At 58.5% G+C, this 12,857-nt stretch carries 10 protein-coding genes and 6 pseudogenes; 6 read left to right on the top strand and 10 right to left on the bottom strand.

The window, feature by feature from the left end; translation table 11 throughout:
• The 3 genes and pseudogenes from NKH16_RS24250 to NKH16_RS35085 all read right to left on the bottom strand — a co-directional run.
• Positions 1-472, bottom strand: a 472-nt coding sequence (locus tag NKH16_RS24250; RefSeq protein ID WP_352902170.1) for a class I SAM-dependent DNA methyltransferase, incomplete at its 3' end; no start/stop codon positions are given.
• Between the two features lie 758 nt (positions 473-1,230).
• Positions 1,231-1,424 (bottom strand): annotated as a pseudogene (locus NKH16_RS35090) (IS5/IS1182 family transposase); the annotation flags it as partial.
• A 46-nt stretch (positions 1,425-1,470) separates the two neighbouring features.
• Positions 1,471-1,683 (bottom strand): annotated as a pseudogene (locus tag NKH16_RS35085) (IS5/IS1182 family transposase); the annotation flags it as partial.
• A 41-nt stretch (positions 1,684-1,724) separates the two neighbouring features.
• On the opposite strand from NKH16_RS35085, the pseudogene NKH16_RS24240 reads away from it, so the two are divergent.
• A pseudogene (locus tag NKH16_RS24240) lies at positions 1,725-2,209 on the top strand (transposase); the annotation flags it as partial.
• Positions 2,210-2,479: 270 nt separating this feature from the next.
• Here the strand turns inward: NKH16_RS24240 and NKH16_RS24235 are convergent.
• From NKH16_RS24235 to NKH16_RS24225, 3 genes are all read right to left on the bottom strand, one after another.
• Positions 2,480-3,310: an SDR family NAD(P)-dependent oxidoreductase gene (locus NKH16_RS24235; RefSeq protein WP_352902167.1), complete on the bottom strand. Its 831-nt coding sequence runs from the start codon at positions 3,308-3,310 to the stop codon at positions 2,480-2,482.
• Positions 3,311-3,319: 9 nt separating this feature from the next.
• Positions 3,320-4,081: an SDR family NAD(P)-dependent oxidoreductase gene (locus tag NKH16_RS24230; RefSeq protein WP_352902164.1), complete on the bottom strand. Its 762-nt coding sequence runs from the start codon at positions 4,079-4,081 to the stop codon at positions 3,320-3,322.
• Between the two features lie 1,288 nt (positions 4,082-5,369).
• Complete coding sequence (locus NKH16_RS24225; RefSeq protein WP_352902161.1) at positions 5,370-6,167, bottom strand: CmcI family methyltransferase; 798 nt, start codon at positions 6,165-6,167, stop codon at positions 5,370-5,372.
• Between the two features lie 462 nt (positions 6,168-6,629).
• Between NKH16_RS24225 and NKH16_RS24220 the strand changes: the two genes are divergently transcribed.
• From NKH16_RS24220 to NKH16_RS24200, 5 genes and pseudogenes are all read left to right on the top strand, one after another.
• The gene (locus NKH16_RS24220) at positions 6,630-7,010 is read left to right on the top strand and encodes a transposase (protein ID WP_352902159.1); all 381 of its coding nucleotides are present in this window, start codon (positions 6,630-6,632) and stop codon (positions 7,008-7,010) included.
• Positions 7,011-7,255: 245 nt separating this feature from the next.
• Entirely contained in the window at positions 7,256-8,494 is a 1,239-nt protein-coding gene (locus NKH16_RS24215) for a site-specific integrase (RefSeq protein WP_352902157.1), read from the top strand.
• On the top strand, positions 8,491-9,423 hold the full coding sequence (locus NKH16_RS24210) for a tyrosine-type recombinase/integrase (RefSeq protein WP_352902155.1): 933 nt from the start codon (positions 8,491-8,493) through the stop codon (positions 9,421-9,423). Before NKH16_RS24215 ends, NKH16_RS24210 begins: the two co-directional genes overlap by 4 nt.
• Positions 9,420-9,647 (top strand): annotated as a pseudogene (locus tag NKH16_RS24205) (tyrosine-type recombinase/integrase); the annotation flags it as partial. The gene NKH16_RS24210 and the pseudogene NKH16_RS24205, both read left to right, overlap by 4 nt.
• Positions 9,648-9,877: 230 nt before the next feature.
• Positions 9,878-10,426 (top strand): tyrosine-type recombinase/integrase, encoded by a 549-nt coding sequence (locus NKH16_RS24200; RefSeq protein ID WP_352902182.1) that lies wholly within the window; start codon positions 9,878-9,880, stop codon positions 10,424-10,426.
• An 84-nt stretch (positions 10,427-10,510) separates the two neighbouring features.
• Here the strand turns inward: NKH16_RS24200 and tnpB are convergent.
• From tnpB to proX, 4 genes and pseudogenes are all read right to left on the bottom strand, one after another.
• Positions 10,511-10,597: pseudogene (gene tnpB, locus NKH16_RS24195) on the bottom strand (IS66 family insertion sequence element accessory protein TnpB); the annotation flags it as partial.
• A 26-nt stretch (positions 10,598-10,623) separates the two neighbouring features.
• Positions 10,624-11,070, bottom strand: coding sequence for an IS66-like element accessory protein TnpA (gene tnpA, locus NKH16_RS24190; RefSeq protein ID WP_352902152.1), 447 nt, complete (start codon positions 11,068-11,070; stop codon positions 10,624-10,626).
• An 85-nt stretch (positions 11,071-11,155) separates the two neighbouring features.
• Positions 11,156-11,591, bottom strand: a pseudogene (locus tag NKH16_RS24185) (IS66 family transposase); the annotation flags it as partial.
• Between the two features lie 166 nt (positions 11,592-11,757).
• Positions 11,758-12,771 (bottom strand): glycine betaine/L-proline ABC transporter substrate-binding protein ProX, encoded by a 1,014-nt coding sequence (gene proX, locus NKH16_RS24180; protein WP_352902150.1) that lies wholly within the window; start codon positions 12,769-12,771, stop codon positions 11,758-11,760.
• Positions 12,772-12,857 lie beyond the last annotated feature (86 nt).

Here is a 12,857-nt window from a genome sequence, read left to right as displayed (position 1 = left end):
CCGGCCGGACATGCCCGAGCGTGAAGACGCCGCAGCAGACCGTGATGTCATAGCTCGCGCTGGAGTGGTCAGAGAGCGGCCCGTTGAGGTCGACATCGCCTCGGACATGGCGGTAGGCGCGGGTTTGCCGGGCCTTTTCAGCCATCTCCTTGGAAAGGTCAATCCCGTCGATCAACCGGAATCCTAGGCGTTCCAGTTCCACGCCGACCAGGCCCGTTCCGCAGCCAGCGTCCAGGATTGCGATGGCTGCTCGCTGCCCGGCCAAATAGGCCGTCTGCACGGCGCCCGCCAGTTCCGCCACGATCATCGGCCCGCAGTACCCATCGCGACCCACATCCAGATCATAAGAGCCGGCCCATCCGCGATAAAAGTGGGCCAAGCGACCGGCGTCGCCATCGAGGGCATGGGAAGCCTTGATGCGCTTTCGTGCGGCTTGCTCCAGTGCCGCCTGCTGATCGAGAGTGTCCATCATAATTCCTCCATGAGTGATGCGGTAAAGAGATCGTTGGAGCGCAATGGCCACGGCTCAGCCATGAGCTGTTTGTTCCGTACGCTGAGCCTAGCTGTCGCGGGCGCTTTCAGTGAAATGCACGCCAACCGATGCCGCCAGACGGGCGATTTCGACCTTCGTCAGTGAGAGGTGTCAACTTGAGCGCCGTCCCGGCGCATTCCGGCCAAGGCGCCCTACCCGCCTACTAATTTGTCGAACAAGTTGAATGGCAGTGGCAGATAAGTGACGGCAAATGCCGTAATCGCCGGTCGGATCGCGATGACTCTTGTCGCCGGGTGTCTTTTTCGAGCAAGTCGTTCGCGGGCCACGGGATTGATGTCTTGTTCACCTGGTAGCCGGCATCCAAGAGCTTGGCTGTCGGTCGCCACAACGCTACCGTTACCGATAAATCCGATTCATCGTGGAAATGAGTGGCGCGCGTCGCGTTTCCTCCAGTCTCGACAGTACACATACGATTTCCCTTCACAAGTCAGTCGGTGAGATTTAAAGGGTCTCTATTTCTGAAGGATACCATTTGGCATTATACATCGGCAAGTCAGATCAGATTAAGAATGTATTCTGTAACTTTAAGGTCCGTTTACTTTTGTTTCAATCTTTGTCCGCTCGTTTTCACAATTCTAGAAAGTGGCTATCATATTCAATGGCCAGAGAGGTAGAGATCAGCTGCGGCATCATCCGACACCACCTGACCTGTGGGTAGCGTTAGGACCTAGTGACGATTAAACGATCTGAGCCATATTGGATTGCGGCACGAGGCCCATGAAGCTGGCGAGGAGCTTGTCGTATCGCGTTGCGACGCGCCTGAACTGCTTGAGCTTGTTAGAGAAGCGCTCGATGCGGTTGCGCTCTTGTAGAGATCGACGTCGTAAGGGCGCTGGAGCTTGCGGTTGCGCTTCGGCGGGATGACGACCTCAACAGCTTCGGCGATCGGAGCGGCTAGATGGTCGGCGTTGTGGCGGGATCGGCATCGATACCGTCGATCAGATCAAAGGCAAAGGCGATGGCGTTGCGATGTCCGGGCGAGCCGATCAAGCAGATGGGAAGGCCGAGTGCTTCGGTTGCGGCGTGGATCCCTGGTGCTCAGGCCTTGCGAGACCGGCCCAAGCCCTGGGCATCCGCTCCCCTTTGGCATTGCGTGCTCCGGCGGCGTGCTGATGGGCCCGCACGATGGCGTCATGTCCCGGAGACCACACCCGCCGTAAAAGATCCTACGCTGCCGCTGGCGGGTTTATTATCTGTTGGCTGCACGTCTGTCGTCGCCCGTTTCGACGGGGGTTGCTATCCTCGAGCAGCGACGTTCTGCCTGTGGCCCGGGTGGAAAAGCGGCTGCGGGTCGCCGAGCGTCTGGCGCGCTGCATCGACAATGCCCGCTGTCCGGACTAGACCGGCCACAGCTTGGCCGATATGATCGACTTTTGCATGAAGATGATCGCCGCCGGCTACGAGGATGGCAACGATGCCAACCGGCTGCGCTGCGATCCGGTCTTCAAGATGACCCAGGATTAGGCTGCCGTCGGGTCGGGATCTGGCCTCGCAAAACATGATGCGCCGGCTGGAGAACTGCCCGGCGTGCGCGATCTGGCCGCTATGGGGCGGGCGATGGTCGACCTCTATCGCGCCTCGTGCCGACAGGTGCCGAAGCGGATCGTGCTGACATTGACGACACCTTCGACGCCAGGCGGCCAACAGCTCCGCCTTGCCGGACCGCCTGAGACGATCCCACAGCTTGCTAATGGCATCAGCGTCATTGGCAGAGATATTCCACCGAGCCAAGCGTCCGCTCTCCGGTACCGCGACCGAAATCCGTTGCTTGTGAATTCCAAACCGACAAGTCCGGTATGTTCCATATGGCCGTCTCCTATGCGTGATGCTCTGCGCCGGCCAGCCGGCTTAACCCTCGTACTGTTGCACATCGGATTGACGGGCCACCCCGGGCCTAGCAACCATAGCGACAGTACGGGGAAGTCGTCAGAGCGCAGGTTTGGACCGGGTACTAAGCCTTTGTAAGCTTGCCCGGTATTCCTCGTCCAAGATGGACGGCAAGGATATTTTCTTGGTTCGGGCGCCATCTACAGCGATCATTTCACCGCTAACGAAACTCGATTCGTCGCTAGCCAACCAAAGGACCGCATTTGCTATCTCGTTTGGGGATCCGATCCTTCCCACCGGGTGTACTTGCGCCAGTTCCCGCTCGACCAAGCTTCGGTCCGGGTGGAGCTCGACGTAGGCGCGGTTCAGGTCAGTCTCGATCCAGCCGGGGCAAACGGTATTGCAGCGGACACCATCGGGTCCGAGGTCAACTGCCAATCCCAGTGTAAGACCGTGGACGCCGGCCTTCGCAGCGGCGTAGGCTGTATGCCACGGGTTGACCATGAAGCCCTCGACCGATCCAATATTAACTATTGTGCCCGAGCCGGCTCGTCTCATTTCTGGAGCCACATACTTGGCCATTAGAAACGGCCCACGGAGATTGACCGCCATTAGGCGATCCCAATCCTCGACTGTCTGCTCGTCGATGGACTTATGGAGGATGATACCAGCATTATTAACCAGCACATCGATACTGCCAAACTGCTGAAGAACCTCGTCAATGAATTCACGAACCGATGCCTCCTTTGTGACGTCCAGAGACTTAAACGTGAGCCTCTCGACGCTGCTTAAAGAGGGGGAGGGCCCGCCGAGCAAATCGCCGACTGCAACCATCGCCTCCTCATCAGCGAGCCTCTCAGCAATGGCCCGCCCTATGCCTCGATTGCCACCGGTGACGACGGCAACTTTGCCTGATAGCCGATTACCCAACAACTCCTCCTATCCTGCCGTGACCCCGCCATCTATCGGAAGCGCAACCCCTGTGATGTGCCTAGCCTCCTCGCTCGCGAGGTACAGCGTCAAGCTTGCGATTTCTTGCGGAGTAGCCACGCGACCCTGGGGTATCGCATCAACATTCCTTTGAAGGACCTCGTCGACGCTAACTGGCTTATCATGGGCCGACACGAGCATGGGCGTGTCTACGGCGCCAGGGCAGACGGCATTGATACTGATTTGCTCTTTGGCGTGATCAAGGGCCATGGCTCGCGTTAGCAGAACGACCGCGCCTTTCGACGCACAATAGGCAGCCAGCCCCGGACAACCAACCAAAGCCACACTCGAGGCTATATTGATAATGCTGCCGCCGCCTGTCCTTCTCATAGCCTTCACCGCGGCGCGGCTAAAATAGAACACACCATTGACATTAGCTTGGAATGTATGATGCCAATCATCGTCAGTTGTCTCAAGGGCGCTTCCACGCCGTATGACCCCTGCGCTGTTGACCAATACGGTGACCTTCCCGAACCGTTCTACGGTGAAATTAATCACATGGTCCGCGAAGGCCGAGTCGGTCACATCGCCGAGCATCAATTCGGCCGGACAATTGAGTTTCTGAACCGACTCTAGGGCTCGTTGGCCTCGCTCTTTATCGCGGCCGACCAATACGATTGACGCCTCTGTCGAGGCGAAGGCCTGTACGACGGCCTCCCCTATCCCCGACGTGGCGCCGGTAACGATTACCACCTTCTTGGAATACGTCATGGTAGTGATTGCCCAGCCGGAGCGGTGAGGCCTAGAGTATTTTCGGTGGCCTACTTACTGATCAAAGTTCGCACATCGCTAGTTCCCTCCTCTTTCGCAAACGACCAAAAATCGTGCTGACAAGCTGAAATGATGGCGCGCCTTTGCACATCTCAGACGGCCTTGTGGTACCCTTTGCAAGCGCTTCGGCAAAGACCAGAATGGTTTTTTGGCTGGCGGACGTTCATTTTATTCTGGAAGTGCTTTTCTAACTCTGTATACATCTTCATTGCATTCTATCGATATTTTGTTCCAAGCTAATATTTCCAACCGGTTTAAATGGAAAACCGGAAATACAAAGGATATTTTTATCACCCCATCCGGAAGTTGGTAAACACTTGTAGTCGTAAAGTTTTGCTAAATACTTGTGAAAATATTGAACTTTTGAATAGGGCTTTCAGCTTCGGTTCGACAATGCCTGACGCAGGAAGTCTGTCGTCGCCCGACGGCTTGGTCCGGGCAGCGCGGAGCGTCGATGCAGCGCGCCAGACGCTCGGCGACACACAGCCGCTTTTCCACCCGCGCCACAGCCAGAACGTCGCTGTTGGTAAACAGCGTGCCGCCGTCGAAACGCCGATATGATCGGCTTTCGCATGAAGATGATCGCCGCCGGCTATGAGGATGGCAATCACGCAAACCGGCAGCGTGTGAATCGGCCCTTTAATTGCGGGTGGTTGTCAATTCGAGTTTCGCTCTGTCATCGCCGGGGTCATGGTCCTTTCCGAGGTCGAATGCCTCATGATTATGTTCGGGTCAGGCGCCTCAACGTGGGCAATGAAGTTCGAAGTCGACGTCAGCTGATTCAACGAGGTCACCACAACCACCGTCCCGGCGGGGACAGAACCGGTTCCGGAAACGGGCCGCGATCGGGATCGAGTGATCTGTTATACTATCTTTTCACTGCCCCACGGCGGGTTTGGGTCGAGACCGCTATGACGGCGAAACCGACTTCGCCCGTGCGGTCGCCCTCGGCGATAGCCACCGCATGCTTTTTCTTGGCTACATCAAACGCGACAAATGCTTCGCTACACTCTCCCATGGCTCGTCCTTCGTGCGTGAGGATCGGCTCGGCCCATCCGAGCAACCCTCGTCTCTTAATCGCACGAAGAGGCGGGCCACCGATCTCAGGCCTCGGAACATGACGTCTCGACGGCGCTATTCCCGTGGATCGCACATCGACGGGCCTCGCAACTCCCGACCGAACTGGCCCGCCTGCGTTGCGAGCCCAACCAGGCTCTATTAGCCAAGGTTATGATTTTCGAAGCCATGCATTTGGAGCACAAGTGACATTAATCCCGAACGCATCGGTGTAATAAGTATCAATTAAGTAATCCGACTCCTCTATCATCTGAAATCCATGAATAATCTCCATATTTACTTGGAAAGGATTATCTTCAATCACATAGTAGTCGCCGGATTCCATATATTTGTTCAGGTAAGAAAATACATCAAATATTTTCACATGCGCGTCGTCGATCACAAGCCAAGGATGAGGTAGCCCCATCAGCAACTTTTCATTGAAGTTGGCGGCATCAGAAAGATCGATTTGATGAAAGGTAAGCAGTGGATGCTTTTTTGCGTTATCATGGATGCACTTGGTATACAAATCAAATGAGTGCACTTCACCTGGGTCATCACATAGCACCGACATATTGTCAGCAAACCACAGTCCGCTGCCGCCTTGATATGAGCCGAGCTCTATAATTGTCCTCGGCTGAAGTTCCCAAATTAGCCTTGGATACAGAGCGAGATCGAAAGGAGTCTTGAGAAGTATCAGCCCTTTATAAGTTCTGGCTAAGGCTCCAACTTTTGTGCGCTTGTCAGCACTCCATGGGAAGATAGATGACATCCATGTTCGATCGGATGGCCTTGCAAAGCGGGCAGAATCATCAGCATTCAGGACATTGTTAATGGTGTCAAACATTCCCAGCCAGTCAGGGATGAACTTGCGCCACGCCTGATCAAGAAGTCCGTCGGGCTTCATCTGATCGGGGTAATTCTCGTGGGCGGCATCCCAAAAAGCCTTGTACCCGGAAGCGAGTTTCATAGTTCTATCTCCATGTTGCATCTGCCTCCTAATCAACGCAATCGGCATGCCACTCGCGGAATGAAGTTGCGCGCGCTTAACGAGAGGGAAGCTGCCCGCGTCCCCGCTGGAAGTGTCCGCGCGCTTGTCGGGTCCGGGACATCGGCGTCATCTTTAGCCCGTCTTATGCAGTGCGCCCCGATGGCGCGTATCGCCAGTGAAGGAACATCCCACCCAGATAGTAGTCGATTGGTCTCGTAGCTGACGAGCGGCTCGGTCGGGTAACTGGCCGGGTCGAAGCCTCGTGACGAAGGCCCGCCTTGGGCGGTTGAGCAATCCGATGGGCCGTAACGTGAGTCAAGCCTGAGCAGGGTAAGCGCCAAGCTGACCCCATCTGGCGCGGCTTGAGGTGATGAGCGAGACATACTGACACTGAAGCAAGGAGCCGAGGAGCTTGCAGTGTCAATTTCTATGTCTGCGCCTATGCCTGATGATAGAAGTTTCCATGTTCTTGAACCGGTTGCCAACCGACTGGAGGCAAGCCCGCAGCGTCCGCGGCGGCGCTGGTCGGCGGCAGCGAAGTCGCGGCTGATCGAGGCGACACTGAAGCCGGGCGCGAATGTATCGGCCATTGCCAGACAAGCGGGGATGGCGCCGGCCCAGCTGTTCGGCTGGCGGAGCAAGGCGATCAAGAGCGGTGCGGTCACGCCACACAGGGATGCGGAGCGGCTCGGCTTTGTCGAGGTCACGCCGACAGCGTCTGCGTCGGTGGAGATCGAGCTGGGTGGCGTGGTCATTCGCGCCGGTGCCGATATCAATGAGGAGCAGCTGGTGCGGATTATCCGGGCGGTTCGCCAGGCATGATCCCGGCTGGCGTGAAGGTGTTGGTCGCCAGTCATCCCGTCGATTTTAGAAAAGGTCCCGACGGCCTTTTGGCACTGGTGCGCGATGCCGGCTCGGATCCATTCTTATGCGTCGGGCGAGATTATGTGGCGGAGCCGCCCTGATCCCTTTCGGGCCGGCCAAACCCAGCTTGCCTCCGCCACATAATATTTCATGCCTCTCTCATGGCGCGGGATTCCCCTGTGCCACAACGCCGGAGGGGCAGAATGCTCGAGTTCTATTTTTCCTATTGTGGGATGCTCAAGCGCCTGCGTAGCGGTGCACTCGGTGGCGAGATGGATCGCCTCGCGGAGCATTTTTTCACCCTTGGTTATAAGCGAGCGTCTGCCACGATTTACCTGAGCCGGATTGCGCGCTTTAGCCAGTTTGCCGCAACGCGCTGTGGTCCGATGCCTATCTCTCAAGATGTCGTCGACAGCTATTTGTGCACGCTTACTACGGATACTCCACGCATTGGAGCAGTGTCGGCACTGGGACACGCGCGGCGAGTGGCTCCAGAACGCTTCCTTGCTGCTGTTCCCAGTGTAGATAATGATCCGAATGCTCCGCTTCTGAGCTCCTTTTCGGACTATCTGAGCAGGGTGTGCGGACTGGAGTCAAAGTCTCGCGAAGGCGTTCTCCTGGGCAGCCGCCGCTTTCTGGATTGGTTCCATCGCCACCATTCCGGCCAAGACCTCGACGCATTGACGGCTGAGCATGTCCTTGCCGCTGTCGAACATCGGCTGTCACTATCGGCGACCTCCGGTACCCGCACCGCAGCAACTTCTCACATCCGGACATTTCTTCGGTTTTTGTATTGGGCCGGCCACCACGATCAGGATCTCGCGCGCGTCGTCCCCAGGACGCCCCACTGGCGTTTGGCTCATCTGCCGCCGCGCCTTGCATGGGATGACGTTCGGCGTGCAATTGATATGATCGGCGCAACGGCACCGGTTGACGTCCGCGATCGAGCCGTCCTGCTGCTGCTCGCCACCACGGGCATTCGCAACGGTGAGCTGCGCGCCCTTCAACTGCACGATATCCACTGGCGAACTGGCGAGGTTTTTGTCCGGCACACCAAGGGCAAGCGTGATCGGGTGGCCCCGCTCATCGAGGAAGCCGGTGCCGCGCTCGCCGACTACGTCCTGCGCGCTCGACCGAAGGTGGATAGTCCGTATCTGTTCCTGTCCTTCACGCCGCCCGTGGCACCATTCAAATGCGCGTCGCCTGTTTCGAGGATCGTGCGGAAGCGGTTGCGACATGGCGGGGTTGAACTCGGGCAGGTCGCAGGTGCGCATCTCCTGCGCCACAGTCTTGCCACCCAGCTCGTCAAGCAGCGAAGGCCGATCAACGAGGTCGCCGATCTCCTGGGACACCGCAGCATCAACACAACGGCGCTGTACGTAAAGGTCGCGACGTCGCAACTTGCCGAGGTCGCACATCCCTTTCCGGGAGGCGTGGCATGACCGCCTTTGCCCGATTCCTCGGCGAGAAGGCCGAGTGTTACATCGAGCTACGCCACTCCCTCGGCTATGCCTTCAGCAAGCAAGCCGGCACGTTGCGGGCTTTCGTGAGGTACATTGAGCGCGCTCAGTTCGATGGGCCTGCCACTCGAACTTTGGCGCTGGATTTTGCCCTGTCGTTCAGCGGCGCCGCCAACAGCCGTGTCAGTCGTCACGGCGTGCTGCGCCGGTTTTACGAATATCTCGCCGTCTATGACGCGCGAACCGAAGCCTTGGAGCGCAGAGCTTTCCCCAGATCCAGAGCGATTCCGCCTCCGCGAATCCTCAGCGAGGCCGAGTTGGCATCACTCATCGACGCATGCCGCCGCATCTCGCCGGGAATCCTTCTCAAGGGGCGGACAATGGCCACGCTGATCGGATTATTGGCGAGCTCGGGGCTGCGATCAGGCGAAGTGGTCAGACTTGATCGTTCCGACGTTGATCTGGCCAACGGGATTCTCCTCATTCGGAAGACGAAGTTCCGCAAGGACCGTCTCGTTCCAGTTCACACGACGACCCAGGCTGCCCTTCGTAGCTACGTCCATGAACGGGATGCCGCTTTTCCCATGCCCAAGGACCAGGCCTTTTTCCTCAGCTCTCGTGGCAATCGCCTCTCGGCGACAGGCCTGCAAAACGGCTTTGCCGAGGCCCGCAAGCTTGCTGGTCTCGATGGCGGCAAGCCATTAAGGCCACACGATCTCAGGCACCGGTTCGCCGTGACCCGTCTCGGCCTCTGGCATCAGCAGCGCGCAGACGTTCAGGCGTTGCTCCCGTTGCTCGCCACATATCTCGGTCACGCCAGCTACAGCGACACTGCCTACTATCTCACCGGTTCGGCAGATCTTCTCGCCATTGCGGCGGAGCGCGCCCTCCTCGACGGAGGTGCAGCATGAGCGAACACCTGCTGCTGGCGCCGCTCCTGGAGTCCTACTTTCGCCGGCGCTTGACCAAACAACGCAATGCGACTCCCGCGACCGTGGCCAGCTATCGCGATGCCTTGCGCATGCTGATCATCTTTGCCGCCACCCGATTGGCGAAGAAGCCGGCCGCATTGGCACTCGAAGACCTCGATCGAGACCTCGTTCTCGCCTTCCTCGACGAGCTCGAGGAGAAGCGCAAGAACGTCATCGCCACGCGCAACGCCCGACTAGCGGCCATCCGATCCTTCTTCCATCACGTAGCAGCCGCTGACCCGGCGTCCTTCGGTGTCGCCCAACGCGTGCTGACGATTCCCATAAAACGGGCTCACATTGAGGTGACGCACCACCTCACCAAGGCCGAAGTGGACGCCCTTATTGCGGCCCCGATCAGAGGACGTCCCGTGGGCGGCGCGACCGAACGTTTCTACTGTTTCTGGCACGGACCGGCGCCCGGGTCTCCGAAGCCACCGGCGTCAACGCAAACGACCTTCAGTTGGAACGGCCGCACCCACAAGTGCTGCTGCGCGGCAAAGGGCGCAGAGACCGCGTCGTCCCCATTGCTAAGGACCTGGCGCGGGCGCTGACATCCTTGTTGAGCGAGCGCGGGATCGCCCATCACGAGCCGCGAGCGATATTCGTCGGCGCCCGCAACGAACGCCTGACTCGTTTCGGAGCGACCCATATCGTGCGGCGTGCGGCCACAGAGGCCGTGCCTACCAGGCCGGCCTTGGCCGACAAGCCCATATCGCCGCACATCTTCCGGCACTCCCTCGCCATGAAGCTTCTCCAGTCCGGCGTGGACCTTTTGACGATCCAAGCCTGGCTCGGGCACGCACAGGTCGCCACGACCCACCGCTATGCCGCAGCGGATGTCGAGATGATGCGCAATGGACTCGAGAAGGCGGGCGTCACCGGCGCTCACGGCGTGCGTTTCCGACCAAATGACTCCGTTCTGCAACTGCTGAACAGCATCTAAATATTATGTGGCGGAAAAATCCGGACCGGCGGGCCTAGGCTGGCACCAGGAAGGCTCCGCCACATAATCTCGCCCGACGCATAAGAATGGATCCGCGCCCATCGCCTCGCGCACGAGCGCTGCCAGACCTTCCGCTCCCTTGCGGAAGTCGACCGGCTTCGTCGCCACCATGACCTTGACCGCTCCCGTTGGCCCGATCACGACGTTGCCCTCAGCGCACGGATCACCGCTGCAACCGTCTTCGAATCCGCCCCACGACCCACCCGCATTGCGATGCCGTCGATCTCGAGCTCGATCACACCAGCGTCTCGAGCCGGCTCCCGCTTTCTTGGCTGTGGCCGATGCTTCGCCGCAGGCTTCGGAGGCGCTGCCGTCACCACCGCCGGCACGAACATGGATTCCGATATTGCTGCCTCCCCCATCGGCCGGCGAGCAGCCCGACGCCACGTGAACAATTGCTGCGGGGAAAGCCCATACCGGCGTGCCACAGCACAAACCGTCTCGCCCGCCTCGTAGCTCTCCGCCACTATCCGGGCCTTCTCCTCCGGCGGCCACTCACGCCGCCGACCCGAACCAGTGAAGATCTCCAGCCGACGGACCGGCTCCTCGTCCCTGGACTTAAGCGTAAACTCTGAAATCTTCATATGTCGAACCCCTCAAAGGCCTCGAACATCGTCCCTTACATCCACGCGCGAAAGGTGCCGCCGGGACAGCGCTTACGTGCGCATAATCGCGGACATAGGTCCAGAGGTAGGCCGTCTTGGCCTTGCCAGATCCCGGCGCCAGCGTTGGCAGCGTGGTCTCATCGGCAAAGACCCGCTCACCCTGCTTGATGCGGGTCAGTGCGTAATCGGCGAGCGGCTCGAGCTCGAAGCCGAGCTTGCCCATCCACTGCGTCATCTGTGACCGGTCGATCTCGACCTGATCGCGGGCATAGATCGCTCTGGTAGAGCGGCAGGCCATCGGAGTATTTCGACACCGCGATCTGCGCCAGCAGCGCTTCGGTCGGAATGCCGCTTTCGATGATGCGGGCGGGCGCGGCTGCCTGGATGACGCCGTCCCAGCCCTTGTAGGCATATTTGGGGCGACGCGTGACGATCACCCGGAACTTCGCCGGGGTGACATCGAGCCGTTCGGAGACGTCCTCGCCGATCAGGATCTTTTCCAGCGCTTCGCAGCCAGCAGGCGGCATGGCCGAGAAGGCGTTGATGGCGGTAATCCAGGAAGCTTGGGCACTACAAACGTTTTCAACCGGTGCGTGGCCGCGGCGGTGGTGAGCTTGCTAGGCGTTCAGCAGGTTCAATGTGTCTCGCTTACGCATCAAACGTGTCTTATTTTGCAGCGGCCTTGGCCTCTGCGATCCAGGCGCCCCATTGCGACTTATGTTTCTCCTTCCACTCTTCCGCGTGACGAAGTACATCGGCCGACGAGTTTTTTCCTTCGTGCTCAAGCAAATTCTCGGCATTGACATCTTCAATCGGAACTGCCACCAGCTCGAACCACTTGCGTGCAGCCGGATTCTTTTTTAGGAAATCAGTATTAGCGATCACCTGCTGAGTGTTCACCGGAAACCCGATATTGCCGATGCCCGCCACATCGGTGACAGCACCAATTTGATCGTCTGGCAGCGCCGTGGACGTGACCGTCAGCCATTCCACTTCGTGGCCTGGCCGCAGGACAGCGCTCAACCAATTCGGCGTCCAAGCATAGTATAAAGTAGGCTTACCTGCCTTGATCCGCTCGATCGCATCGGCAATGATCGTTTCATAGCTGCCCTGCAAGTGATGCACTGCGTCTCGCAGACCGTAAGCGTCCAGTTGGTGTTCAATAACCCGTTCACAGCCCCAGCCAGGGTCGCAGCCATAAAGGTCAGCCTTCCCATCGCCGTCAATATCGAACAGTTTGGCGATCGCTGGATCTTTGAGCTGGTTGATTGTCTTGATTTTATGGGTATCGGCAGTCTTCTTGTCGATCAGGTAACCCTGAATGGAGTTGGTCACCAGAGTGCCCACCGGCTGCAGTTTCGCTTCGCCGCCTGCCTGTTCAAAGAATGACTTATGGAGAGGATTCCAATAGGCGGGGTAGTAGGTCGCATCACCGGTGGCCACCGAGATGAAGGCTGCCTGCATCTGCATGGAAGCGGACTCCCGCACATCATAACCGAGGTCCTTGAGCCCTAGGCTGACCAGGTCGCCTTGAAACCACTCACTGACATAGTTCTGATCGGCAGGCTGGACGGTAACCCCTGAACCGGGCAATTCATCTGCAACAGCCGCCGTCAAAGCCGTGGCACTAAACATTAACATTAGAGCTTTCTGCAGCCCCGCCCAACTATTCGATCGCATCCACGTTCTCCCTTGGTGTTAGCGCTAACCTGACAAGATCCGAAGCTCACGAGGTCAGCTACTTAGCGTGATCGGATCTCCCCTCA

It is taken from the genome of Mesorhizobium sp. M1307, assembly GCF_040318155.1.
Classification (GTDB): Bacteria; Pseudomonadota; Alphaproteobacteria; order Rhizobiales; family Rhizobiaceae; genus Mesorhizobium.
This window is presented reverse-complemented; position numbering and strand designations above follow the sequence as displayed.